The following is a 25,334-nucleotide window of genomic DNA, read 5'->3' as shown; positions in this document are numbered from 1 at the left end:
TACATCGCATTAGAATCGATTTCATCCCTATCGCAGCGCACCATCCAACCAATCTGGTCACAAACGATTAATGCCGGGAGAAGGCGCTAAAGGCTTGGATCTTCAATATGACGGAAGCAAGACCCAAAGCCGAATACATGACGCGGTGCAGCACATCGAATCCTGCGGCAATCCGCGAACTGTGCCATCATCGATTTTGCGTGGCGACGTACCGTTGCCCGACTGGAATGAAGCTGTTGTTGCGCCATGACCGAAGTTGCCGCCGACGCCAAAGCTGCTAACGACAAAATCTCGGGCGACGCGTCCGCCAAACCGTTCAATCCCGAAGCTTTTGCGCTCAACATGGCCAAGGCGATGGAGAATGGCGGCAAGGCCTTGGCCGCCTATTTGCAACCGCGCCAAAGTGGCGAGACCGTCGACAAGCCGCCGAACGAGCTGACGGAGCTGATCAAGACCTTCAGCATCGTCGCCAATTACTGGCTGTCCGACGACAAGCGCGCCGCCGAATTGCAGATGAAGCTCGGCAAGGCCTATCTCGACCTCTGGGGCTCGGCGATGCGCCGGATGGTCGGCGAAGCCGGCTTGCCCGCTATCGAGGCACCGCCGCGCGACAAGCGCTTCAGCGATCCCGAGTGGAAATCGAACCAGTTCTTCGATTTCGTCATGCAGGCCTATCTGCTCACGACGCAATGGGCCCACGACCTCGTCAAGAATGCCGAAGGGCTCGATGCGCATACCCGCAAGAAGGCGGAATTCTACGTTCAGCAGATCACCAATGCGATGGCGCCATCGAATTTCGTGCTGACCAATCCGGAAGTACTGCGCGAGACCGTGATGTCGAACGGCAGCAACCTGATGCGCGGCATGACCATGCTTGCCGAGGATATCGAGGCCGGCAAAGGCTCGCTGCGCATTCGCCAGTCCGATCCGAAAAACCTCGAAGTCGGCGTCAACATGGCGACGACGCCGGGCAAGGTGATTTTCCAGAACGAGGTGATGCAGCTGATCCAGTATCAGCCGGCAACCGAGAACGTGCTGCGCACGCCGCTTCTGATCGTGCCGCCCTGGATCAACAAGTTCTACATCCTCGATCTCAAGCCCGAGAAATCCTTCATCAAGTGGGCCGTCGATCAGGGCGTCTCGGTGTTCGTGATCTCCTGGGTCAACCCCGACAAGCGCCTCGGCGCCAAGACCTTCGACGACTACATGAAGGAAGGCCCGCTGACCGCGATGGATGTCATTGAGCAGGTCACCGGCGAGATGACCGTCCACACCATCGGCTACTGCGTCGGCGGCACCCTGCTCGCCTCGACTCTGGCCTGGCTCGCCGAGAAGCGCCGCGTCCGCGTGGCATCGGCAACATTCCTGGCCGCGCAAGTCGACTTCACCCATGCCGGCGACCTCATGGTGTTCGTCGACGAGGATCAGATCTCGGCGCTGGAAAAGGACATGCAGGCGGCAGGCGTGCTGGAAGGCAGCAAGATGGCCATGGCCTTCAACATGCTGCGCTCCAACGACCTGATCTGGTCCTACGTGGTCAACAACTACCTCAAGGGCAAGCCGCCTTCGGCCTTCGATCTGCTGCACTGGAATTCAGATGCGACGCGGATGCCGGCGGCAAACCACTCGTTCTATCTGCGCAACTGCTATCTCGAGAACAAGCTCTCGACCGGCAACATGATCCTCGACAACACCCGACTTGATCTCTCCAAGGTCAAGGTGCCTGTCTACAATCTCGCCACCCGCGAGGACCACATCGCGCCGGCGCAATCGGTGCTGTACGGCTCGCAATTCTTCGGCGGCCCGGTGAAATACGTGTTGTCCGGCTCCGGCCATATCGCCGGCGTGGTCAATCCGCCAGCCTCCGGCAAGTACCAGTACTGGACCAACGACAACGCCCACGCCACCGATCTTGTCGACTGGATGAAGACCGCGCAGGAACATGCTGGCTCGTGGTGGCCGAACTGGCGGGAGTGGCTCTCCGGCATCGATGGTGAGGAAGTTCCTGCCCGCCATGTCGGCACCGACGCATTCCCCGCACTGGAAGACGCCCCCGGCAGTTATGTGCGGGTGCGGGCGTAGCGGCCCGCCTCTCCGCGCTTGCTTGGCGTCGTCACAGCAAACGTCTATGATTTCGGCTAGGACGCGTCGCATCCGCTTGCGGCGCGTGTGTTTTGCATGACCATCTCCGCGTTTTCCGCGGGAATTTCGACTGAAAGGATACCCGGATGACGCGCGAATTGTTCTGGCTGACGCTGACCGTGATTCTCACCGGCCTACTCTGGGTGCCTTATATGCTGAACCGCATCATGGTCCGCGGTGTCACCGGCGTCATGGCCAATCCGACGCGAACCGACAGGCCGCAGGCTGAATGGGCTAACCGGATGATGTTCGCCCATGACAACGCCGTCGAGAATCTCATCATCTTCGCGCCGCTGGTGCTGATCCTGAATGCCGCCGATGTCTCGACCCCGACCACCGTTCTGGCCTGCGCGGTCTATTTTTGGTCGCGCGTGGTGCATCTGATCGTCTACACGCTCGGCCTGCCGATTTTCCGCACGTTGGCCTTCGTGGTCGGCTTCATCGCCCAGGCGGTCCTCGCCATCGCGATCCTGCGGATTCCGTACTAACACTTCTTCTCGCCAGATTGATCTGCAATGAACCACGCTGCCCCAAGTCTCGATCTCGTCGTCAAGGAAATTGCCGACGAGATGGCGCAGCGAACGGATCGCGGGGACGTCGCGAGCTATATTCCGGAACTGGCGGGTGTCGATCCCAACCAGTTCGGTCTTGTGGTTATCGATGCCGATGGCCAGGTTGCGGCCGGCGGCGACGCCGATGTGCCGTTCTCGATCCAGAGCATCTCGAAAGTCTTCACGCTGACGCTGGCGCTCGGCATGGTCGGCGACCGGCTCTGGAAACATGTCGGCCGCGAGCCCTCGGGCAATCCGTTCAACTCCATCGTCCAGCTCGAACGCGAGCGCGGCGTGCCGCGCAACCCCTTCATCAATGCCGGCGCCATCGCCGTCACCGATGTCATCCTGTCCGGCCATCAGCCGCGCGAGGCGATCGGCGAAATCCTGCGTTTCATGCAGTTTCTGTCCGGCGACAGCTCCATCGTGATCGATGAGACGGTCGCCGCGTCCGAGAAACGCACCGGCTTTCGCAACACCGCGCTCGCCAATTACATGAAGTCGTTTGGCGTGGTCGAAAACCCCGTCGACTTCACGCTCGGCGTCTATTTCCACCACTGCGCGATCGCGATGTCGTGTCGGCAGTTGGCCATGGCGACGCGCTACCTCGCTTATTCGGGCCGCAATCCGTCGACCGGACTCTCGGTGGTGTCGTCGGAGCGCGCGCGCCGTATCAACGCGCTGATGCTGATGTGCGGCCATTATGACGGTTCGGGTGAGTTCGCCTATCGCGTCGGCCTGCCCGGCAAAAGCGGTGTCGGCGGCGGCATTATCGCGGTCGCGCCCGGCAAGGCCTCGATCGCAGTCTGGGCGCCGGGTCTCGACAAGCACGGCAATTCGCATCTCGGCCGCATTGCGCTCGAAGCGCTCACGAAGCGGCTCGGCTGGTCGATCTTCGGCGTCTGACGCCAACCCGGTTTCCGGTCATGAAAAAGGGCTGAAACATCGCTGTTTCAGCCCTTGATCGTCGTCGATGAACCGCGCCCGGGGCGGTGAACCTTGCGTCCGGCCAGGCACCGTCAATGTTCGTAGGTCCGGTTGGCTTCCTGGATGGCAGCCTCGTGGTACCAGCTGTCATAGTCGGCTACGGTTTTCACGGTCGAGGCACGCAGGTCCAGCGGCTTGCTGAGCCGTCCCCGCGGGCCGACCGATGCACGGCCTCCAACCGGGAATTGGTAGATTTTAGCGGTATGGGGGTGATGCGTTTGAGACGTCGGCATCGCTTCTCTTCCTTCCTCTGATCTGTTTTTTCCTTTCGGATCATCATTGTAACAGAGGCGCCCTTCTTTTGTGCCGACTGCCTCGTAAGAAGCATCCAAATGGCTACAATATGCGCACTCGATCGACATGCGCTTTGGGCGCGCAGGTTTTGAAGCCGCCTACGCAGCGCCTGACCTCTCATTTGAGCGTCTGAAAGGCAGAAAAGTTCCGGTCAATAATAGCCTGCAAGGGAATTGGGCAGCCGGTATTTTCGCGCGCGGTCGAATTCCTCTGAAAAATTCGCGAATCCGGACCGATTCCCGGCCTCCGATGCCCTCTCCAGACACCGAATGACAGCCTCACTGGGGACGCGCCGCAGTTTTCGTCACAAAAGCGTTGCGCCGCGACAAGTTGGCATACTACGTGCTTTATATGCAGCGCCGCTGGGGGCGGATTTTCGTCCGCCCGCCGGCAAGCTCAGGGCTCACGCCCTACGCATCGCCAACTCATGAGAGACCCGCATGACAAAGTATAAGCTCGAGTATATTTGGCTCGACGGTTACACGCCGGTTCCGAACCTGCGTGGCAAGACGCAGATCAAGGAATTCGAAGATTTCCCGACCCTCGAACAGCTCCCGCTGTGGGGCTTCGACGGTTCGTCGACCATGCAGGCCGAAGGCCACAGCTCCGATTGCGTGCTGAAGCCGGTTGCGATCTATCCGGATGCGGCCCGTGAGAACGGCGCCCTGGTGATGTGCGAAGTCATGATGCCGGATGGCGTCACCCCGCACTCGACCAACAAGCGCGCCACCATTCTCGACGATGCCGGCGCCTGGTTCGGTTTCGAACAGGAATACTTCTTCTACGAGAACGGCCGTCCGCTCGGTTTCCCCGAGGATGGCTATCCCGCGCCGCAGGGCCCCTACTACACCGGCGTCGGCTTCAAAAACGTCGGCTCGATTGCCCGCGAGATCGTCGAAGAACATCTCGACCTCTGCCTCGAAGCCGGCATCAACCACGAAGGCATCAACGCCGAAGTGGCGAAGGGCCAGTGGGAATTCCAGATCTTCGGCAAGGGCTCCAAGAAGGCCGCTGACGAAATGTGGATCGCGCGTTACCTGCTGCTCCGTCTGACGGAAAAGTATGGCATCGACATCGAATTCCACTGCAAGCCGCTCGGCGACACCGACTGGAACGGCTCGGGCATGCACGCCAACTTCTCGACCGAATACATGCGTACGGTCGGCGGCAAGGCTTACTTCGAAGCCCTGATGGCCCAGTTCGACAAGAACCTGATGGACCACATCAACGTCTACGGCCCGGACAACGACAAGCGCCTGACTGGCAAGCACGAGACCGCTCCGTGGAACAAGTTCTCCTACGGTATCGCGGACCGCGGCGCCTCGATCCGCGTCCCGCACTCCTTCGTCAAGAATGAGTACAAGGGCTATCTGGAAGACCGTCGTCCGAACTCCCAGGGCGACCCCTACCAAATCGCTTCGCAGATCCTGAAGACCATCTCGGAAGTCCCGACCGCCAAGTCGGCTGCCGCGTAAGCGTCTGACTTCAGATCAAATATGAACGGCCCGAACGCAAGTTCGGGCCGTTTTGTTTCGCCCCTGCGTCCTTTCACCGCCTTAGAGGATTGGACAAGAGATCGGCAGGATCGGTCTAACGCCGAGCGCGCGACATGCCCCAATGCTTGTCCGCTGTCGCAACATTCGCGACGTTGATGCGACGAGAAAACTGGGAGAAGCGATCATGTCATATAGAACGACCGCTTTCGTTGCGGCATTCTGCATGCTGGCATCTGCAGCAAGTCTTCGCGCGGAGACGACGGAAGAGCGCCTGCGACGCGGCGACGAGCTTGTTCGATCGCTCAATGCCGGCAGCAGCCAGCCGACCCTCGAAGGCCTGCGCGCCGAGTTTCCTTTTCTCGCCGACGCTATCACGGGTTACGCACTCGGCGACGTCTGGGCACGGCCGGTTCTCGACGCGCGCACGCGACAGCTGGCAGCCGTCGCCGCTTTCGCGGCGCTGGGGCATCGGCCGTTCATGAAGATCCATGCGAACTACGCGCTCAACGCCGGCGTGAAAGAGGAAGAGCTGAAGGAGATCGTCTATCTGACTACCGTCCATGCCGGTTTCCCGCGCGCCATTGAGGCGGCGCAGACACTGAGTGAGCTGTTCAAGGAGCGCGCACAGAAGCCGGGGGCGGCGAAGTGACAAGAGCATAGAAAAAAGGCCCGAACGCAAATTCGGGCCTTTTCTGTTGTCTCTCGCTGTCGTCACCCGGCCTGCAATGCGGGCCAAGGTGTGTGCACGCTCTCTACGGGAACATCGCGGGCTGATCGATGCCCAGCGTCTCGGCAAAGCCAAGCACCAGATTCATGTTCTGCACCGCCTGCCCCGATGCGCCTTTAGTGAGGTTGTCGAGCGTCGAGACGATGATGGCGCGGCCCGGGATACGGTCCGCAGCGACGCCGATGAAGGTCATGTTGGAGCCGCGCACATGCCGCGAATGCGGCGTCTTGCCGAATGGCAGGATGTGCACGAACGGCTCCTTCTCATACTGTTTAACCAGCACCTCGTGGAGATCCTGCGCCGTCTTGCCGCGCCGGCCCCGCACATAGATGGTCGAGAGGATACCCCGGTTCTGCGGCAAGAGATGCGGCGTGAAGCTGACGACAACCTCCTTGCCGGCAGCTTTGGAGAACTCCTGATCGAGCTCCGCCATGTGCCGGTGATGGCCGACGCCATAGGCGTTGAAGCCTTCGGACACTTCGGAGAACAGCATCTCTTCCTTGGCGGAACGCCCTGCTCCCGTCATGCCGGACTTGGCATCGATCACGATCTCATCGGTCTCGATTGCGCGCGCCTTCAAGAGCGGCACCAAAGGCAGGATCGCGCATGAGGTGTAGCAGCCGGGATTGGCGATGAGCCGCGCCTTCTTGATGTCGCGCCGATAGAGCTCGACGAGGCCGTAGACGGCTTCCTTCTGCAGCTCCAGCGCATGATGTTCGTGGCCATACCACTTCGCATAGGCGGCTGCGTCCTCGAGCCGGAAGTCGGCCGACAGATCCACCACCTTGGTCTCCGGCGCCTTGGCCAGCAAATCCTGCAGCACCTTCTGCGTGGTCGCATGCGGCAGCGCGCAGAACACCAGATCGAGGCCAATGGTCGTCCAGTCGACGGAGTCGATGCTTACGAGCGTCGGCAGTTCATAGGGCGCGAATTGCGGGAACACATCGCCCATCGCCTGCCCGGCGCGCCGGTCGGCCGTCAGCAGCACGAGCTCGACCTTGGGATGGCGCAGCAGCAGCCGCACCAGTTCGGCTCCGGTGTAGCCGGACGCACCGAGAATGCCGATTTTCTTCTTCGTGCTCATCCCATAAATCCTTCGGCCTCAGCCATAGCAGTCAATTGTGTCGTCTCTTCCGCAAACAAATGCGGCCGCAATTTGCGCATCGCATTTGAAATCTCGAACGCGGCAGGCTCCGGCCGCAGCGCCAGTGCGCTCATGACAGCCAGATGATCGGCATCTGACTTGTGCTGGTTGAGCTTGGAGCTACCCTCCACCTCGTCCACTGTCATCACCACACCGACGATCGCCTTCTTCATCGCCTCAAGCCGCCCCGCCGCCATCTTATCGGAGGTCCAAGGCTTCTTCGGCGCCAGCCGTGTTTCGAACCTTGCGCTCAGCGCGTCAAGATGCGGGCCCAGTTCACCACCCGACAGGATGCGCACCGGTCCGGTGAGATGGACCGCCTGATAGAGCCAGGTCGGCACCTGATCGGGCGATACGTACCAGTCGGCCGACACATAGGCATCAGCGCCCAGGATGGCCATGGCCCATGGCGTCACGCCGTCTGCAAGCTTGAGCAGCGGATTTTGTCGCGCAAGGTGAAAGGCCAGACGCGGCGTGCCGTCATTGCCGTAGTCGAGGCAGAAAGGCACCGCGGAGGCGATCGGCTTCCTGCCATCGAAGGCGCAGACCGTGCCGAAGCCGCGCGCGTCCGCAAACGCAAGTGCGTCGGTCCGGTCGGTCTGAAATTTGGGCGGCGTATACATGACGGGCTCCTTCCTGAGTGAAGGCCGCCGGATGGGTCGCGCTGCTGTTTGGGAGAAAGACTGCCGCGGACCATATCCGGCGGCAGTGAGAGATCGAAACGCTTATGCGCGCATATCTCCACCTGCCGCGAGAATGCGGCGGCGGCGGGCGATTATGCTGGTCGCAAGGTTGATCATGGGCGCGGTCATAGGGCCGCGCCCGCGATCCGTCAAGATCACCAGAGCGCAGACCTCAGAGAACTGGGCTCCACGGTGCCGGCACGACGCGGTAGCCGTTGCCATCCTTCTCGACGAAACCGTTGGCCGGGAACGGATAGTGGAAGCCTTGCACCCGCATCCTGTCGGCGACCAGCATGTCATAGACCTTGCGGCGGGTGGTTTCGGCCTGCACCGGATCCTGGTCGAAATTCACGTGCCAGCCGGGATTGGCGGCGAATAGCGCCGGAAGGTTGGTGACGTCCGACTGGATGAAGACCTTGTCCGATCCGGACGACAGCACATAGGACGTGTGGCCCGGCGTGTGCCCAATCGAGGCGACAGCCAGCAGCCCGGGCGCGACGTCCTTGCCCCATTCATAGGGCGTAACCTTCTTCTTCAACCCGGCCTCGAACACCCGCCGATTGTTCTTGAACAGACCGGTCATGCGATCGCCGGTGGCACGGCTCATCTCGCCGTCGTCCATCCAGAACTTCCACTCTACTGCCGGCACCAGCACTTCGGCATTGGGAAACGCCAGCACGCCGTCCGCCGTCAGCAGGCCGTTCACATGATCGCCATGGAAGTGCGAGATCACGACCATGTCGATCATCTTTGGATCGATCCCCGCCGCCATCATGTTGGTGGTGAACTGCCCGACATTGCCCTTGGTTGCCGCAAAGGCGCCGGGCCCGTTGCCGGTGTCGATCACCACCAGCTTGCCGCCGGTGTTGATCACCAACGGCGCATAGAAGTTGGTGATCTGATCTTTCGGCAGAAATGCCCTGGCGAGCACTGCATTGATATCATCGCGTTTGGCGTTGGAAATATAGGTATCGGCCAGCGGAAACGTCGCCGCACCATCGGAAATGGCGTTCACCTGGATATCGCCGACCTTGTAGCGATAGAAACTCGGCGCCTGCTTGTCGGCCGGCGGTGCGGATGCCTTTGCCGGGGCCGATGAAAGCAGTGGCGTCGCTGCGAGCGCGGCGGCACCCGCCAGTGCGTGTCGTCGTGACAGATCCATGAAGTCTTCTCCCCTTGCTTTGCATGGTCGCTGTTGGCGCGACTCCGGCGCAGAGACTGGCACGACGCACCGACGGAGGCGATGGGTGTTTACGAGGCCAGCCGGCCTGCACTGCAGCGCAGGCCGGGAAATTTGCCAGGCTTCGTTTAGATCACCGGGCTCCATGGGGCCGGCACCAGCCGATAACCGTTGCCATCCTTCTCGACGAAACCGTTGGCCGGGAATGGATAGTGGAAGCCCTGCACACGCATCTTCTCGGCCACCAGCATGTCATAGACCTTGCGGCGCGTGGTTTCCGCCTGCGCCGGGTCCTGGTCGAACATCAGATGCCAGCCGGGATTGGTGACGAACAGCGACGGATGGTTCGTGACGTCGGACTGAATGAACAGCTTGTCGCTGCCGGACGACAGCACGAACGAGGTGTGGCCAGGCGTATGGCCGACCGACTCCACGGCGAGCAGGCCTGGCGCGACGTCCTTGCCCCATTCATAGGGCGTGACCTTCTTCTTCAGCCCATCGTTGAAGAGCTTGCGGTTGCTGGCGAACAGACCCTTCATGCGGTCATTGGCGGCCTTGGCCATCTCGCCATCGTCGTTCCAGTACTTCCACTCCGCGGCCGGGACGAGGACTTCGGCATTCGGAAAAGCCGGCGTGCCATCGGCGGCCAGAAGCCCGTTCACGTGATCGCCGTGGAAATGCGAGATCACGACCATGTCGACGTTCTTGGCGTCGATACCAGCGGCGGCCATGTTGTTGGCGAACTGGCCGACATTGCCCTTGGTCGCCGCGAGGGCTCCGGGGCCGTTGCCCGTATCGATCACCACCAGCTTGCCGCCAGTGTTGATGACCAGCGGCGCAAAGTGAATGGTCATCTTGTCCTTCGGCAGGAAGGCCTTGTCGAGCGCGGCGTTGACCTCATCCTTCTTGGCGTTGAGCACGAAGGTGTCGGCCAGCGGAAAGGTGTTGGCGCCGTCGGAGATCGCGTTCACCTGCGCATCGCCGACCTTGTAGCGATAGAAGCTCGGCGCCTGCTTGTCGGCCGGCGGAGCAGAGGCTTTGGCAGAGCCTGCGGTGAGCAATGGAGATACGGCGAGCGCGGCGGCTCCGGCAAGGGCGTGACGACGTGACAGGTCCATGATGTTCTCCTGGGTGAAGCAGTGAGAGGCGGGGCTGGCGGAACTATCTACCAGCGTTCGATGACTTCTGCGAGTTGTCGCGGCATGCAGACACCGCGACATGTCAGCCCGTTCAACACCCGGACACGGCGGTTATTCCCCGCCGGACTACTTCAGCTTCCAGAGCCATTCGATAGCGACGGACAGGCCGTCGCCGAACAGCAGCAGGACGCCCGCCCAGATAAAGGCCGAGGTGAAGTTGGCAACTTGGAAACGCCAATACGGCATTTCGAAAATGCCGGCAGCCAGCGGCACCGAGGCCCGCAATGGGCCGAAGAAGCGGCCAATATAAATGCTGGGCACGCCCCATTTCTGGACGAAGGCTTCGCCGCGCGGAAGCAACTCAGGGAATTTGGACAGCGGCCATATCTGGGCGACCTGGTCCTTGTACTTGAAGCCGAACCAATAGGAGAGCCAGTCGCCGAGCGCCGCGCCGAGAGCGCCGGCAATCAACACCGGCCAGAAGCTGATCCCGCTCGCGCCGACAAGTGCGCCGATGGCCACCAGCGCGCCCCAGGCCGGCAGCAGCAGGGAGATGAAAGCGAGCGATTCCCCGAAGGCCAGTAGCAGGACGATCGGCGCCGCCCAGACCTGGTTCTGGCGCACGAATTCGATCAGCCCGTGCATCCAGCCTTCCATATGGAGAGTGTCCCTTTACGGCTCTGGCCCGGCCGGATTGGCCGCGAACCGCTTTAACCTTCAAACGCCCGCGACAGGTAATCCGGCGGCGCCGATCACATCAAGTCACAACATCTGAGGGCCGATAGCCGCGGTGCGGGTGCCCACCGGTAAATTTGAACCTTTTCCAGGCCTCTGCGTCCAAGGTCAGAGACCGGCTTACCCAATGGCAACTCTGTACCGCCGTTGGGCTGACTTCCCGCCCGGCTGTCAAAAATCAAGAACGCAAAGGACTGAAGATGATCGGATCGCTGATGATGTGCGTGAGTGCGCTGGTATTGCTGATCGGCATGGTCGCCGGCATCGCGATGGGCATACGCCAGGACTTCCTGCTGAGCCCCGCGCATGCGCATCTCAACCTCGTCGGCGGCGTGCTGCTGTTCCTGTTCGGGTTGTATTACCGCCTGATTCCCCTGGCCGGACGCTCGCTACTGGCCAAGGTCCAGGGCACGATGCACATCGTCGGCGGCATCATGTTCCCTGTCGGCATCGGCATCACCCTGCTCGCCAACCACGCCTATATGGCCATTCCGATCATCGGTTCACTGATCATGCTCGCGGCCATGGCCCTATTCGTTGTGATTGTGCTACGCACCGAGCGCTCTGGCACGGCCGCATGAGCCCCGAGGTCGCAGCCACATTGCCAACCTGAACGTGGCATAGTCACAGCAACGATTCGCCGCGCCTCGCGCGGCGCCAACCGAGACAAAACTTTAAGACATATGGCCAAGGCACAGAAATCAAACGCGAAAGCTGATCTTTTTGGTGGCGCCAGCGCGCCAAAATCGGCTGCGGCACCGAAGGCGTCCACCCGCTCCGCCAATGCCGAAGACGGCTATACGGCCGCGGACATCGAGGTCCTCGAAGGCCTCGAGCCGGTCCGGCGTCGTCCGGGCATGTATATCGGTGGCACCGATGAAAAGGCGCTGCATCACCTGTTCGCCGAAGTGATCGACAACTCGATGGACGAGGCGCTGGCTGGCCATGCGACCTTCATCGAGGTGGAACTCACCGCCGACGGCTTCCTGTCGGTGTCGGACAACGGCCGCGGCATCCCGGTCGACCCGCATCCGAAACATCCGAAGAAATCCGCCCTCGAAGTCATCATGTGCACGCTGCATGCCGGCGGCAAATTCGACTCCAAGGTCTACGAGACTTCGGGCGGTCTGCACGGTGTCGGTGTCTCCGTGGTCAACGCCCTCTCCTCGCTGCTCGAGGTCGAGGTCGCGCGTAACCAACAGCTCTACAAGATGACGTTCGCCCGCGGCATTCCCCAAGGCAAGCTTGAGGATCTCGGCAAGGTTCATAACCGCCGCGGCACCCGCGTGCGCTTCAAGCCGGATACCGACATCTTCGGCGCCAAGGCAGCCTTCAAGCCGCAGCGTCTGTTCAAGATGGCGCGCTCCAAGGCCTATCTGTTTGGCGGCGTGAAGATCCGCTGGAAGTGCGATCCGGAACTGCTCAAGGGCCTCGAGGACACTCCGGCCGAGGACGAATTCCACTTCCCCGGTGGCCTCAAGGACTATCTCGCCGCGGCGATCCATGCCGATACGCTGGTGCATCCGGAGATCTTCTCCGGCAAATCCGGCCGCAATGGCGCCCATGGCGCCTGCGAATGGGCTGTCGCCTGGACCGCGGATGCCGACGGTTTCATGTCGTCCTATACCAACACCGTGCCGACGCCAGACGGCGGCACCCATGAAGCCGGCATGCGCAGCGCCATGCTGCGCGGATTGAAGGACCACGCCGAACGCGTCGGCCAGGGCAAGCGCTCTGGCACCATCACTTCGGAAGACGTGATGGTCGGCGCCGCCGTGATGCTCTCGGTATTCGTGCGCGAGCCGGAATTCCAGGGCCAGACCAAGGATCGTCTCGCGACCGCCGAAGCCCAAAAGATCGTCGAACAGGCCATCAAGGATCCGTTCGACCACTGGCTGTCCGGCAATCCCGTCCAGGCCAACAAGCTGCTCGAATTCGTGCTCGAGCGCGCCGACGAGCGTCTGCGCCGCCGCGCCGAAAAGGAGACTTCGCGCAAGACCGCGGTGAAGAAGCTGCGCCTGCCCGGCAAGCTGGCCGACTGCACCAATACCGCGACCGAAGGCTCCGAACTGTTCATCGTCGAGGGCGATTCGGCAGGCGGCAGCGCCAAGCAGGCGCGCGATCGCAAGACCCAGGCCATCCTGCCGCTGCGCGGCAAGATCCTCAACGTCGCCTCGGCGACCAAGGAAAAGCTGACGGCCAACGCGCAGATATCAGACCTCATGCAGGCGATCGGCGCCGGCACCGGCGCGCATTACCGCGAAGAAGACCTGCGCTATTCGCGCATCATCATCATGACCGACGCCGATGTCGACGGCGCCCACATCGCATCATTGCTGATCACCTTCTTCTACCGGCAGATGCCAAAGATGATCGATGAAGGGCATCTCTATCTCGCAGTCCCCCCACTCTACCGCCTGACCCATGGCAGCAAGACGGTCTATGCGCGCGACGATGCGCACAAGGACGCGTTGCTGAAGAGCGAATTCAACGCCAATGCCAAGGTCGATGTCGGTCGCTTCAAAGGCCTCGGCGAAATGATGCCGGCGCAGCTGAAGGAAACCACCATGGACCCGGCGCGCCGCACCTTGCTGCGCGTGCAGCTGCTGCCGGAAGACCGCGACGGCACTGCTGACTCCGTTGAGCGCCTGATGGGCACCAAGGCCGAAGCGCGCTTTGCGTTCATCTCGGACAAGGCGGAATTCGCCAACGAGGAATTGCTGGACGTTTAAAAGCTCGTTTCTCGGACGCGCTCACGCTTCAGAAATCATCGGGCGCGTGCCGGGAGCAATCTTTTATTCCCTATTTAGTCATTGCCCCTCGCCGCCCGGCGTGCGAACGCCGGCGATCAGGATATCGACGAGCCGCTTGGCGCTGGCTTCCCAATTCGGACCTGCGCTGACACTGGCCACGCCGGCCAGTGCGCGCAACATGTCGAGCGGATCGAGATCGAGGCGGATGTCGCCATTGGCAACGGCGCGGTCGACCAGCATTGCCATCGCAGTTTTGATCTGCGTGCCAGCATCGGCATAGAGGTCCGAACAATCGCCAACAATCGAACCCAGCACACCCGCCATCAGTTGCTTCGTCGCAATGTGATCGACGAAGATTCGCATCCAGGCGCGCAAGGCCTCCACCGGGGCATGTGTGGTCGCAAGTTCCGCAGCGGCCTCGGCAAGCTGCTGTGTCTCGTTGCGATAGACCGCCTCGACCAACGCGTCGCGGGTGGGGAAGTGGCGATATAGCGTCCCGATTCCGACGCCCGCGAGCCGCGCGATCTCCTCGAGACCGGCCGCCTCGCCCTTTTCGGCAAATGTCGCCTTTGCCGTTTCCAACAGCCGCTGACGATTGCGCTGCGCATCGATCCTTGGTCCGCGAACGGCCTTCGGCTTGGCCTCCTGTGCCATTTTACGGGTTACCTCTTGATAAACGGAGGGAGCCTCCGTATTTAAACGGAGACGGCCTCCATTTATACCCTCAAAGCGCCGTTCGACAAAGCTCGATCAGCTCGGAGGCGCGTCGTGCCAAACACAAGGAGCTATCATGGCAGGACCTTTCAGTGCCACTTCCACCACCGACGACGTGCTCGCTGGCGTCGACCTCCGCGGCAAGCGCATTCTGGTCACCGGCGTCTCAGCCGGGCTCGGCGTCGAGACGGCGCGCAGCCTGGCCGCCCGGGGCGCGCAGGTGGTCGGTGCCGCCCGTGACCTCGCCAAGGCGGAAACGGCGACCGCGCAAGTACGCGCCGATGCCACTGGTGGCGGTGGCCTCGAACTGATTGCACTCGATCTCGGCTCGCTCGCCAGCGTCCGGGCCTGCGCCGACGCACTGGTCGCGGCTGGCCGCCCGTTCGACCTGGTGATCGCCAATGCCGGCGTGATGGCGCCGCCGTTCGGCCTCACCGCGGACGGCTTCGAGACCCAGTTCGGCACGAACCATCTCGGTCACTTCGTATTGGTCAACCGTATCGCGTCACTGCTGTCGCCCACCGCGCGACTGGTCAACGTCGCTTCGTCCGGCCATCGCTTCGCCGATGTCGATCTCGATGATCCCAACTTCACCAAGGGCTCCTACGAACCGTTCATCGGCTATGGCCGCTCGAAGACCGCCAACGTACTGTTCGCCGTCGAGTTCGACCGGCGGCATCGGGCACGTGGCGTGCGCGCCACCGCGCTGCATCCCGGCGGCATCAAGACAGAACTCGGCCGCCATATGGGCGAAGCAACGATCGATGCCATGCTCGACGGCATCAATGCCGAGCTCGCTGCCGAGGGTAAACCGCTGTTTCAATGGAAGACCATTCCGCAAGGCGCTGCGACTTCGGTGTGGGCCGGCGTGGTCGCCAGCGCGGACGAGATCGGCGGCCGCTATTGCGAGAACTGCCACGTCTCGGAGATCGTCGACGGGCTGATCAATCCGGCCAGCGAAGGCGTGCGCGCTTACGCGCTCGATGCCGAACGCGCCAAGGCGCTATGGGCCAAGAGTGAGGAAATGGTTGGCGAGCGCTTCTGATCGCCCTGCCGAAATGAAACTGCGGTGATGAACCAAACAGTTGGTTCGTCACCGCCACAGCTGGCGCTTGAAACCTTTGGCTCCGTTCATTGTATCTATCCCATGCGCGCACCACTCCTCACTCTCGGCATTCTCGCTTTTCTGATCGGCACCTTCTGGATCGGCCAGGGCACCGGGCTCGTGAACTGGCCGAAATCCAGTTTCATGATCAGCCAGATGCAGTGGGCCTATTACGGCGCTGCCCTCGCCGCGCTTGGCGTCGGACTGATGGGACTGGCGCTCGCGCGGCGCTGACGCCCTCTTCCATCTTCCCGCCAGTCTTGCGATGATCCGTCCCAGACGCGCCACAGAACGCGTCAGGAACAATCATGCAGGGCGGACAATCTTTGACCAGTAATCTCTTCGATCTCACCGGCAGGGTCGCCATCGTCACCGGCGGCAACACCGGAATTGGCCTCGGCATGGCACGTGGGCTGGCGAATGCCGGTGCGACCCTCGTGATCGCCGATCGCAACCGCGATATTGCCGCTTCAGCAAAAGCCGAACTGGAGACGTCCGGACATCCGGTACTCGCACTGACGACCGATGTTACCGACCCGAACTCGATCGCGCAGATGGTGTCCGCAACGTTGAACGCGTTCAGCCGCATTGACATCCTCGTCAACAATGCCGGCATCAGCATCTCCGCGCCAATCGAAGACATGACGCTGGCCGACTGGCAGAAGGTCATCGACGTCAACATGACCGCGCCTTTCATCTGCGCGCAGGCTGTCTACCCGGCGATGAAAGCCGCAGGCCGCGGCAAGATCATAAATATCGCCTCGGTGTTGGCCACGCTCGGCGCCGGCGGCGCGGCGAACTACGCATCAAGCAAAGGTGGCATCCTGCAATTCACCCGCGCGCTGGCGACTGCCTGGGCTGCGGACAACATCCAGTCCAACGCCATTCTGCCCGGCTGGATCGACACCGACCTGACCAAGCGCGCCAAGGACATCCGACCCGAACTGCACGATCGCATTCTCGGGCGTGTACCGGCGCAGCGCTGGGGCAGGCCTGATGATCTTGCGGGCGCGGCCGTGTTTTTGGCCAGCGGGGCTTCCGACTTCGTCAACGGTGCCGCGCTCACGGTCGATGGCGGCTTTTCAATTCAAGGCTGATGCAATGAGGACAACACCATGACTGCAGGACTGTTCGATCTCTCCGGCAAAGTAGCCATCGTCACCGGCGGGAATGGCGGCATCGGGCTCGGCATGGCGCGGGGTCTGGCGCAGGCCGGCGCCGCCATCGCCGTGGTCGGACGCAACCAGACGAAATCCAAGGATGCCGTCGCGGAGCTGACCGAGAGCGGCGCCAGAGCAGTCGCCATTGCGGCCGATGTGACCGACAAGACCGCTGTCGATGGAATGATCGCACGCGTGCTGAAAGAACTGGGCCGCATCGATATCCTCATCAACAATGCCGGCATCAACATCCGCAAGCCGCCGCACGAGATCGCACTCGACGAATGGGACAGCGTGATCAAGACCAATCTCACCAGCGCCTTCGTCTGTTCGCAGGCGGTGCATCCGGCGATGAAGGCCGTGGGCGGCGGCAAGATCATCAATATCGGCTCGATGCTGTCGATCTTCGGCGCGTCTTTCGCGCCAGCCTATGCCGCCAGCAAAGGCGGCATCGTGCAGTTCACCCGCTCCTGCGCCGTCGCATGGGCGCCGCACAACATCCAATGCAACGCCGTTCTGCCGGGCTGGATCGATACCGAACTGACACAGAATGCGCGCCGTGAAATCGACGGCCTGCATGACAAAGTACTGGCACGAACGCCCGCCGGCCGCTGGGGCGCATCTGGTGATTTCGCCGGCATTGCCGTGTTCCTGTCGTCGCGCGCGTCGGACTTCGTCACCGGAACGGCAATCCCCGTCGACGGCGGCTTCTCGGTGCAGGGATAGCCTCTCCTACGCTTCCGGCGACTGCACGTGCTCGGGTCGTACGCCAATGGCCAGGAAACGCGCGGTTAATCCCTGCAGCGGCGGAAACGCGCTGACCAGGCGCATGATCAGCGGCGGCGTCAGCGGCTCGCCGCCCTTGGCCAGTGCACGGCTGATGATGTTGTTTTGCATCACGACCTGCATGCCCTGTGTCGCGCGCATCGGGAATTCGCGGCGGCGACGCACCGCGCCGAGGTCGTCCTCGGTCACCGGTCCCTTCGCCAGCTTCGCCGCCAGCAGGTTAGCGGTCGCGACGGCGTCCTGCACCGCGATATTCACACCGACGCCGCCAACCGGGGACATCGCATGCGCGGCGTCGCCGATGCACAACAGCCCCGGCCGGGTCCAGCGCTTGAGCCGATTGATCGCGACGGTCAGTAGTTTGACGTCGTCCCAGCTCTTCAGCTCTTCGATATGCGCGCTCAGGATCGGCGCCAGACGTGACGTTTCGGCACGGAAAGCCTCAAGGCCGCGCACCTTGATCTCCTCATAGTGCCCCTTGGCGATCACATAAGCGCATTGCCAGTAGTCCCCGCGATCGATGGTCACCATCATCTTGCCGGGCTCGAGCCGCGCGAACACGCTCTCGGTCTCCGCGCCCTTGGCAACGCGAAACCACAAGATGTCCATGGGCGCACCGATGTCTTCGACCTCCAGCTTCGCCGCCGGCCGCACGATCGAATGCCGGCCATCGCAGGCCACTGTCAGATCCGCATGGATCTCGACCGGCCCCTGCTGCGTGATGGCCTTGACGCCGACCACTTGCTCGCCCGACCAGATGAGATCGGTCGCCTCGGTGTTCATCATCACCTTGAGATGCGGATAGCGCTGCGCCTTGTCGCGCAGGAAATTGAGGAAATCCCACTGCGGCATGAAGGCGATGAATGGATATTTCGCGCTGGTGCGGCTGATGTCGGCGATGCGCAGCTTGTGCGTTCCGAAGAACCCGTCCATTTTCTGGATACGGTCGTGCTTGATCTTCAAGAAGTCGTCGATCAGGCCAAGCTCGTCCATCACCTGCAGCGTCGATGGATGCACGGTGTCGCCACGGAAATCGCGGAAGAAGTCGGCGTGTTTCTCGATAACGATCGTATCGACGCCGGCGCGGCCGAGCAGATAGCCGAGCATCATTCCGGCAGGGCCACCGCCAACGATGCAGCAGCGCGCGGTCAGCGAGTTCTCGTTCGCGCCTGCAGCCATTCGCTACTCCTCCGGCGAGTCGAATTTCTTGATCAAAGAATGCGAGCTTGCGATAGTCGAAATGCCGTGGTTCGCAGGGCGGTGTTGGTCATGCTCATCGATTTCCCGAACGTCGGAAGCTCTTGGTTTCGGAGATGCTGCCGTCCCGGAACGTCAATTCGACCGACACGAACTTCGTCGAGGCCGGGATTTTGATGTAGGTCTCGGCATCCGACGGCGTCGCAATGGGGTCGCGCAGGTCGCAGGGCGGGAATTTCAGCAGCTTGTCCGGCACGGCGCTATCGATCCCGACGCGGGCCTCGCGAATGGCACAGCGATACGACATCAGATGCGTATAATACATCAGGGGCGTGTTGTAGCCACCGAAGGCAAGCCAGCTTCCAGCGGTCATATCGAGGATCTTGCGCTGGTCGCGGACCAGCGCCGCCTCGGGATCGAAGCGGATCGGAAACGGGCCCTGCATCTCGCCGTTCGCGTCGACGTAACGCAGATAGATCGTCGTCGCCGCTGCATCGGCGTCGAGCTGGATCGCCGGATTCGGCATTCGCTTGCGCGTGCGCGGATCGAGCGTGTCCATGAAGCCGGTCTCGCGGAAATTACCTCCCTCGCCCATCCGCCAGGAGATTCCCAGCGTCGGATCGGCGATCGAGAACATCACGGTCCAGCCGCCATTGTGGCGCGAGAAGCTGGCGATCGGTGCGTTCACCGCATCGTTGGTCGGCGGCAGTTGCGGAACGTTGACAGGCGGCAGCGCAGCGACCTGCTGCAGCGGTTCGGCCGGCCGCGCATCGGCCTGCTTGAGCGCCACACCATTGAGAAAGACGTCATCGACCATCTGGTCGAAATACACCGGCACCTGACGGTGCTTCACGGTCTCTGCCATCTCGCTGACGGTCCGCCGGGTGCGCTGCGCGACCTGCACGAGGTTCAGCGATGGCTCCTGCAGCTCCTTGATGAAGGCGCGCGTGAAAACTGAATTCGGATCGGTGTCGTTGTTCGACAAACGATCCAGCGCGGTCTGCCGCGGCCCGGCCGAGAAGATCGAAAACACGCCTTCCGGGAGCGTCGTCATCGGAGCGAGGCCACCGCTGCCGGCCACAGCGCGGGTGCCAGCGCGCTCGAACGGATTGTTGCGACAGGCGTCGAACACCAGAATCGACGTCCGCGCGCCGCGCATTTGTAGCCGCGTTACAATCCGGTCGGCGAGAATCGCTGAGTCGCGCACCAGCTCTTCCTGCCCTTCCGTGGCGGCAGGGACATCCGTCGGCAGCAGGAAGTTCTGGCCGGCGATCTCGAAGCCGTGCCCTGCAAAAAAGAAAAAGGCCGTGTCGCCTTTTTCAATCGTCGAATCGAAAGCGAGCAACGACTGACTGAAGGCTTGTCGGGTCTGGTTCTCGGCCACCATGACACTGAAGCCGAGATTCTTCAGTGCGTCCCCTATGCTGCGGGCATCATTCACGGCCTTCTGCAGCTTCGGCACATTGCGATAGTCGTTATTGCCGATGACCAGCGCCACGCGTTTTGCAGCAAAAGCCGGCGCTGTCGAAAGTGCCGCCGCTGCCAGCGCTGCCAGCAGAATCAAAAGCCGTCGCATTGTTCTATCCCCGCCCCGCCAGCACATGTATCCGTGTGGTGGCTCGACCGCGTCATTGTCTGCCTTGGTCGAGGCAGAACTGCGGCCGGTTCAAACCGAGGTGTAGCCGTTACCACCCATTTTGTCCTGCCTGCTCAGGCAGATCATCTGCCCGCCGATTGTAGCCCCGCTGCCACATTTTCCGCCTTAATCTCCGCTAGCCCGAGCCCCAATCAGAGCCAGGAGATCCTCGTGAAATCACTCGTCCTCGCAGCCGCCCTGCTGCTTCCCACCATGGCACTCGCGCAGGATGCGGCCCCCGCTACCGCGCCGAAGCCCCCGGTTGCCGCCGCCAAACCGAAGCGCGCGCCAGTGGCCGCCAAGCCTGCACAGACCACCCCGGAAGTGCTGGATATCAACCAGATCATCGGGATCCGCCAGGTCGATCCGGCGACGTATGAGGTCGATGCCCGTCTACAGAGCGGCAGCGAGGTGCATCTGCGCATGAATGCTTTCGTGATGCAGAATCTCGGGATGCAGCTAGGCACTTACGGCAAATAGTCAGCCTGCGGTATCCCTCTCACGCGCGCCGGAATAAGTCGACTTCCGGACGGCTCGGCGTGCGCTCTCGATCAGGGGTGATGAGGTACCACATGTCGCGAAGTCCTGTGGATAAGGGTTACGCGGCCAATCATCGACATGATTGCCCCGACATGTGCTATGTGACAATTCATCAGGTCCGGAGCCAATCCGGGGAGCAATTGCTAAAACCGGCTCCTGCTACAGGCAACCAACGTCAGGAAGCGCGCTTCAGGAACTTTGCGTTCCTCGTAGCTTGGCGATTTGAGGATGGGATTTTTTAGACTGTAAGATTTCAGGCAGTTTTAATCACCCGCCCGAAGCCCGCTACGACTGGATACCTGACGACCAATGGCAAAGAAGATGATTACGCCCGGGCACGAGTTGCTGCTTCGGGTCAACAAGGCATTTCTCGACCACGGCTATGCCGGCCTGTCGATGGTCGGTCTCGCGAGAGAGTGCGGCTTCACGCAGCGCGCGCTCTATTACTATTTCAGCAACAAGGAAGAGGCATTTCGTGCCTCGATCGGCCATCGCAATGAAGTCGCGATAGCGCAGGCACTCGAGGCCGGCCAGAAGATCCGGGAAAGTGGCGGCAGCGCACTCGACATCTTTGCGACGATCATCGACCTGAGATACGGCGAAACCCGTCGGATGCTGACATTCTCACCGCATACCGTCGAGCTCAATGCGGAAGCCTTTCGGCGCTGCCGCGATCTCATGATCGAATCCGCAATCGCCTTCCAGGCCGAGCTGGAAAAGCTGATTATCGATTTCCACTACAGCAAGCTGCTGATCCTGACCGGCCGTTTTACGGCCGCGCAGATCGCGCAGGCGCTGGCCGACGGCGGACGGGCTGTCAATCAGGCACTCCCTCCGATCGCAGCGAATGACTTCTCGGCGCGCTATCGCCAGACCTGCGAGATGATCCTGTATGGCTGCGCGGCAACGCCGACGCAGATTTGAGACGCTGCGGTTCGCCGCCACATACCCTCCTCTCGACTCATCCAGCTCCATCGACATATGGTCCGCGCGGGCAGCGGAGGACGCGCATTGCGTTGCCGCTATGAGATGCGGGGCGTCAAATGAACGACCAGGTGCGGACGCACGGGGCGCCAGCGGGCGCAGCCGTGCCAACTATTGCGGCACGCCTGGACGGGCTGCCAGTCACGCCGCTTCACCTCGGCATCTTCGCGCTCTGTGCCTTCGGCCTGTTCGCAGACATCGCCGAAGTGGCGCTCAGCAATGCCTTTTCCGGCATCTTCCTCGCGCCGCCCTACAGCATCTCGCGCGGCGAGCTCTCGCTGTTGTTGGCATCGGTCTTTGCCGGCGGCGCCGTTGGTGCACCTGTGTTCGGCTGGATTGCGGATCGCTATGGCCGCCAGATCGCGCTGCAGAGCGCGCTTGCCGTCCTGGCGCTGAGCTCGCTCGCCGTCGCCGCCAGTCGCGATGTGGCAACCATGACGGCCTTCCGCTTCATCTCCGGCCTCGCCATCGGCGGCTATCCGCCTTTGACATCGGCCTATCTGTCAGACCTGCTGCCGCCCCGGCGGCGTGGCCTCTTGATGATGCTGTGCGGCGCGCTCGCCTTTCTCGGCGCACCGGCAATCATCCTGATGATCCGCTGGCTGACGCCCATCGCGCCATGGGGCATCGAGGGCTGGCGCTGGGCTTTGATCTTCGGCAGCGCGTGCTCGACCCTGACAGCCCTGCTGTTCTTCCTGGTGCCGGAATCGCCGCGCTGGCTCGCATCGGTCGGACGCGACGCCGAGGCTGATGCCGCCTGCCGCCGCTTCGAGGCATCCGCGCGTCAGCCATCACCGCCGGCGATCTCCGCTCCCGAAACTATTGCGACCAGATCCAGCGGCTTCCGAGCGCTCGCCCGCGATCGGATCAGCATGCGGCGCACAGCGCTCCTTGCCGCGCTCTATGTACTCGGACCCTGGGCCACCATTGGCTTCCCGCTGCTCAGCGCCGCGGTGATGGTGCAGAAGGGATTCCATGTCAGCGAGTCCCTGCTGTTCGCGGGACTTACGATGTTCGGTCCATCGATCGGCATCGCGGCGGCATCGGCCTTCGTCGATCGTATCCCGCGGCGCCTCGCTCTGGTCGCCTGTGCCGTGGTGATGATCGCAACCGGGCTGACTTTCGCTGTCAGCACGGTGCTAACGCCGCTCATCGTCACCGGCATCGTGTTCAACCTCGCCAGTGCCGTCTACAGCGCCGTGCTTAGCCTCTACGCTGTCGAGCTGCTGCCGACGCATCTGCGCGCCTCGGCCACCGCTGGCGCATGGGGCCTCGGCCGCGTCGTATCGGCGCTGGTACCGATCGCGCTGCTGCCGCTGCTCGGCAGCCACGGTCCGATCGCGATGTTCACCGTGATCTCGACCGCGCTGTTACTGAGCGGCGCGCTCATCGCCATTGCCGGTCCACCCGGCCGCGAACGCAGGCCGGTCGACTAACGGTCAGCGCTGCATCGACGTCACACGCGACGTCGCGTAGCGGCCGTCCGGCGGGGCCCCAAGCCCCCGCCAATATCCCGGTTTTGGCCCTTATCCGCTAAAACATTAAGCTTTTTGGGATGTTCCAGGGTGTGGCGGATTGACTTTGGCCGATTCCAGCCTATGTTCCGGCTCGACGCGGCCCGGTATCGAAACGCGATATCTTGAGTAAGCCGCCTGTCAGCGCCCAGCGTCTCCGTGCATGTTTGCGTGCCGCTCCGGGGATAAGCGCTGCAGTATTTCCCGAGAATCCAAGCGGCGGTTTCGACCTGAGGCGTGATTCCGAACGGTGATCATCCGGATACCGGATCAGATCATGCCCCCATACAGAGGCTCAATGTCCTTCTCCAATCTCGGCTTGTCCGACAAGGTTCTCGCCGCCGTTGCGGCCACCGGTTACACCACCCCAACCCCCATTCAGGAACAAGCGATTCCTCATGTGCTGGCGCGCAAAGACGTGCTCGGCATCGCCCAGACCGGCACCGGCAAGACCGCTGCCTTCGTTCTCCCGATGATGACCATGCTGGAAAAGGGCCGAGCCCGCGCCCGCATGCCCCGCACGCTCATTCTCGAACCGACCCGCGAACTCGCCGCACAGGTCAAAGAGCAGTTCGACAAATACGGCGTCGGCCAGAAGCTCAACGTGGCGCTGCTGATCGGCGGAGTCTCGTTCGGTGATCAGGACAGCAAACTCACCCGCGGCGTTGACGTCTTGATCGCCACGCCGGGGCGCCTGCTCGACCATACCGAGCGCGGCGGACTGCTTCTCACCGGCGTCGAATTGCTGGTCATCGACGAAGCCGACCGCATGCTGGACATGGGCTTCATCCCCGACATCGAACGCATCTGCAAGCTGGTGCCGTTCACCCGTCAGACTCTCTTTTTTACGGCGACTATGCCCGCCGAAATCCGCCGCGTCACCGAGACCTTCCTGCATAATCCGGTGAAGATCGAAGTCTCCAAGCCCGCCTCCACCGCTGTCACCGTGACCCAGTCGCAAGTGGCCGTCGGTCGCGAGCCGCACGAGAAGCGCGAAGTGCTCCGGGCCCTTCTCCGCGAAGCCACCGACCTCAAGAATGCGATCATCTTCTGCAACCGCAAGCGTGAAGTCGCGTTGCTCGCCAAGTCGCTTCAGAAGCACGGCTTCAGTGTAGGCGCCCTGCATGGCGACATGGAGCAGTCGGCCCGCACCGCCGCGCTGGATCAGTTCCGCAAGGGCGAGCTGCCGATCCTGGTGGCTTCCGACGTCGCCGCCCGCGGTCTCGATATTCCCGCCGTCAGCCACGTCTATAATTTCGACGTCCCGCATCATTCCGACGACTACGTGCACCGCATCGGCCGTACCGGCCGCGCCGGCCGCACCGGCTCCGCGATCTCGCTGGTGTGCCCATCCGACCAGAAGTCCATGCTGGCGATCGAAAAACTGATCGGCCAGTCGATCCCCAAGGTCGAAACCTCCATAGCGATCTCCGAGCCTGTCGAAGGCGAAACCGCTGAGGCGTCGCGCCAGTCGCGCAACCGCACCGGCAATCGCGAAGCCAATGCCGAACAGCCGCGCGGCGGCCGCAACGATCAGCCCCGCGAAGGCGGACGCGATCGCAAACCGCGCCGTGAGCGTGGCCCGCGCCGTGAAGGTGGTCGTTCGGAAGGCGGCGAGCGCAGCCCGCAGCCGCAGGCCGCGGAAGCCGCTTTGGCAGCACCGGTCGTGGCAGCGGCAGCCCCGCAGGCGCAGCGTCCCCCCTCCATCGGCCGCGCCGAAGCGCCACGTTCGCGCCGCGAAGACAACGAACCGGCGGATCATTCGCACCTGCCGGCCTTTCTGTTGCGTCCGATCCGGGCACGCGCATAGGTAGTATCGCGCCACGAACGTTTACTTGCCGTTCACTCTCGTCCCCTAATCTGAATG

At 62.3% G+C, this 25,334-nt stretch carries 24 protein-coding genes; 15 read left to right on the top strand and 9 right to left on the bottom strand.

Annotation, left to right across the window (positions count from 1 at the left end):
- Window positions 1-342: 342 nt before the first annotated feature.
- The 3 genes from CHC01_RS10115 (at window position 343) to CHC01_RS10105 (ending at window position 3,599) form a co-directional block, all read left to right on the top strand.
- Window positions 343-2,082 (top strand): PHA/PHB synthase family protein, encoded by a 1,740-nt coding sequence (locus tag CHC01_RS10115; protein ID WP_283805452.1) that lies wholly within the window; start codon window positions 343-345, stop codon window positions 2,080-2,082.
- 146 nt (window positions 2,083-2,228) lie between these two features.
- Window positions 2,229-2,630, top strand: coding sequence for an MAPEG family protein (locus tag CHC01_RS10110; RefSeq protein WP_089264168.1), 402 nt, complete (start codon window positions 2,229-2,231; stop codon window positions 2,628-2,630).
- 27 nt (window positions 2,631-2,657) lie between these two features.
- Window positions 2,658-3,599: a glutaminase gene (locus tag CHC01_RS10105; protein WP_089264167.1), complete on the top strand. Its 942-nt coding sequence runs from the start codon at window positions 2,658-2,660 to the stop codon at window positions 3,597-3,599.
- A gap of 113 nt (window positions 3,600-3,712) precedes the next feature.
- On the opposite strand, the gene CHC01_RS10100 is transcribed toward CHC01_RS10105, so the two are convergent.
- Entirely contained in the window at window positions 3,713-3,913 is a 201-nt protein-coding gene (locus CHC01_RS10100; protein WP_089264166.1) for a DUF2735 domain-containing protein, read from the bottom strand.
- Window positions 3,914-4,414: 501 nt separating this feature from the next.
- On the opposite strand from CHC01_RS10100, the gene CHC01_RS10095 reads away from it, so the two are divergent.
- Together CHC01_RS10095 and CHC01_RS10090 are read left to right on the top strand one after the other, a co-directional pair.
- Window positions 4,415-5,449 (top strand): glutamine synthetase beta-grasp domain-containing protein, encoded by a 1,035-nt coding sequence (locus CHC01_RS10095; RefSeq protein WP_089264165.1) that lies wholly within the window; start codon window positions 4,415-4,417, stop codon window positions 5,447-5,449.
- A 205-nt stretch (window positions 5,450-5,654) separates the two neighbouring features.
- Complete coding sequence (locus CHC01_RS10090; RefSeq protein ID WP_210421662.1) at window positions 5,655-6,119, top strand: carboxymuconolactone decarboxylase family protein; 465 nt, start codon at window positions 5,655-5,657, stop codon at window positions 6,117-6,119.
- 103 nt (window positions 6,120-6,222) lie between these two features.
- On the opposite strand, the gene argC is transcribed toward CHC01_RS10090, so the two are convergent.
- The 5 genes from argC to CHC01_RS10065 form a co-directional block, all read right to left on the bottom strand.
- A complete protein-coding gene (gene argC, locus CHC01_RS10085; protein ID WP_089264164.1) occupies window positions 6,223-7,281 on the bottom strand; it encodes an N-acetyl-gamma-glutamyl-phosphate reductase in 1,059 nt (352 codons plus the stop codon).
- Window positions 7,278-7,964 (bottom strand): FMN-binding negative transcriptional regulator, encoded by a 687-nt coding sequence (locus tag CHC01_RS10080; RefSeq protein WP_089264163.1) that lies wholly within the window; start codon window positions 7,962-7,964, stop codon window positions 7,278-7,280. The genes argC and CHC01_RS10080 overlap by 4 nt, the downstream gene beginning before the upstream one ends.
- A gap of 232 nt (window positions 7,965-8,196) precedes the next feature.
- The gene (locus CHC01_RS10075) at window positions 8,197-9,186 is read right to left on the bottom strand and encodes an MBL fold metallo-hydrolase (protein WP_089264162.1); all 990 of its coding nucleotides are present in this window, start codon (window positions 9,184-9,186) and stop codon (window positions 8,197-8,199) included.
- Window positions 9,187-9,332: 146 nt separating this feature from the next.
- Window positions 9,333-10,322 (bottom strand): MBL fold metallo-hydrolase, encoded by a 990-nt coding sequence (locus tag CHC01_RS10070; RefSeq protein ID WP_089264161.1) that lies wholly within the window; start codon window positions 10,320-10,322, stop codon window positions 9,333-9,335.
- A gap of 147 nt (window positions 10,323-10,469) precedes the next feature.
- Window positions 10,470-11,000 (bottom strand): DedA family protein, encoded by a 531-nt coding sequence (locus CHC01_RS10065; protein WP_089264160.1) that lies wholly within the window; start codon window positions 10,998-11,000, stop codon window positions 10,470-10,472.
- Window positions 11,001-11,278: 278 nt separating this feature from the next.
- Here CHC01_RS10065 and CHC01_RS10060 point away from each other — a divergent pair, with 278 nt between their 5' ends.
- Both CHC01_RS10060 and parE read left to right on the top strand, forming a co-directional pair.
- Entirely contained in the window at window positions 11,279-11,659 is a 381-nt protein-coding gene (locus CHC01_RS10060) for a hypothetical protein (protein WP_089264159.1), read from the top strand.
- A gap of 102 nt (window positions 11,660-11,761) precedes the next feature.
- On the top strand, window positions 11,762-13,810 hold the full coding sequence (gene parE / locus CHC01_RS10055; RefSeq protein ID WP_089264158.1) for a DNA topoisomerase IV subunit B: 2,049 nt from the start codon (window positions 11,762-11,764) through the stop codon (window positions 13,808-13,810).
- Window positions 13,811-13,888: 78 nt separating this feature from the next.
- Here the strand turns inward: parE and CHC01_RS10050 are convergent, their stop codons facing one another.
- Window positions 13,889-14,485, bottom strand: coding sequence for a TetR/AcrR family transcriptional regulator (locus CHC01_RS10050; RefSeq protein WP_089264157.1), 597 nt, complete (start codon window positions 14,483-14,485; stop codon window positions 13,889-13,891).
- Window positions 14,486-14,621: 136 nt separating this feature from the next.
- Here CHC01_RS10050 and CHC01_RS10045 point away from each other — a divergent pair, with 136 nt between their 5' ends.
- The 4 genes from CHC01_RS10045 to CHC01_RS10030 all read left to right on the top strand — a co-directional run bounded on the left by CHC01_RS10045 (window position 14,622) and on the right by CHC01_RS10030 (window position 17,536).
- Window positions 14,622-15,590: an SDR family NAD(P)-dependent oxidoreductase gene (locus tag CHC01_RS10045; RefSeq protein WP_089264156.1), complete on the top strand. Its 969-nt coding sequence runs from the start codon at window positions 14,622-14,624 to the stop codon at window positions 15,588-15,590.
- Between the two features lie 102 nt (window positions 15,591-15,692).
- Complete coding sequence (locus tag CHC01_RS10040; RefSeq protein WP_089264155.1) at window positions 15,693-15,884, top strand: hypothetical protein; 192 nt, start codon at window positions 15,693-15,695, stop codon at window positions 15,882-15,884.
- Window positions 15,885-15,976: 92 nt separating this feature from the next.
- Window positions 15,977-16,747 carry an SDR family NAD(P)-dependent oxidoreductase gene (locus tag CHC01_RS10035; protein ID WP_089264677.1) on the top strand — a complete coding sequence of 257 codons (771 nt, stop codon included), beginning with the start codon at window positions 15,977-15,979 and terminating at the stop codon, window positions 16,745-16,747.
- An 18-nt stretch (window positions 16,748-16,765) separates the two neighbouring features.
- Entirely contained in the window at window positions 16,766-17,536 is a 771-nt protein-coding gene (locus tag CHC01_RS10030; RefSeq protein ID WP_089264154.1) for an SDR family NAD(P)-dependent oxidoreductase, read from the top strand.
- Window positions 17,537-17,542: 6 nt separating this feature from the next.
- Here CHC01_RS10030 and CHC01_RS10025 read toward each other — a convergent pair whose 3' ends face one another.
- Window positions 17,543-18,775: an FAD-dependent oxidoreductase gene (locus CHC01_RS10025; protein WP_089264153.1), complete on the bottom strand. Its 1,233-nt coding sequence runs from the start codon at window positions 18,773-18,775 to the stop codon at window positions 17,543-17,545.
- Window positions 18,776-18,869: 94 nt separating this feature from the next.
- A complete protein-coding gene (locus CHC01_RS10020; RefSeq protein ID WP_089264152.1) occupies window positions 18,870-20,369 on the bottom strand; it encodes a caspase family protein in 1,500 nt (499 codons plus the stop codon).
- Window positions 20,370-20,600: 231 nt separating this feature from the next.
- Here CHC01_RS10020 and CHC01_RS10015 point away from each other — a divergent pair, with 231 nt between their 5' ends.
- From CHC01_RS10015 to CHC01_RS10000, 4 genes are all read left to right on the top strand, one after another.
- On the top strand, window positions 20,601-20,909 hold the full coding sequence (locus tag CHC01_RS10015) for a hypothetical protein (protein ID WP_089264151.1): 309 nt from the start codon (window positions 20,601-20,603) through the stop codon (window positions 20,907-20,909).
- Window positions 20,910-21,278: 369 nt separating this feature from the next.
- Window positions 21,279-21,893 (top strand): TetR/AcrR family transcriptional regulator, encoded by a 615-nt coding sequence (locus CHC01_RS10010; protein ID WP_089264150.1) that lies wholly within the window; start codon window positions 21,279-21,281, stop codon window positions 21,891-21,893.
- Window positions 21,894-22,012: 119 nt separating this feature from the next.
- Window positions 22,013-23,389 (top strand): MFS transporter, encoded by a 1,377-nt coding sequence (locus CHC01_RS10005; protein WP_089264149.1) that lies wholly within the window; start codon window positions 22,013-22,015, stop codon window positions 23,387-23,389.
- Between the two features lie 376 nt (window positions 23,390-23,765).
- Window positions 23,766-25,277, top strand: coding sequence for a DEAD/DEAH box helicase (locus CHC01_RS10000; RefSeq protein WP_089264148.1), 1,512 nt, complete (start codon window positions 23,766-23,768; stop codon window positions 25,275-25,277).
- Window positions 25,278-25,334: the final 57 nt, after the last annotated feature.

Origin of the sequence: Tardiphaga sp. OK246 (assembly GCF_900188215.1) — a bacterium.
Classification (GTDB): Bacteria; Pseudomonadota; Alphaproteobacteria; order Rhizobiales; family Xanthobacteraceae; genus Tardiphaga; species Tardiphaga robiniae.
Note: the sequence above shows the minus strand (reverse complement) of the source record. Positions and strands in the feature narration are given on the sequence as shown.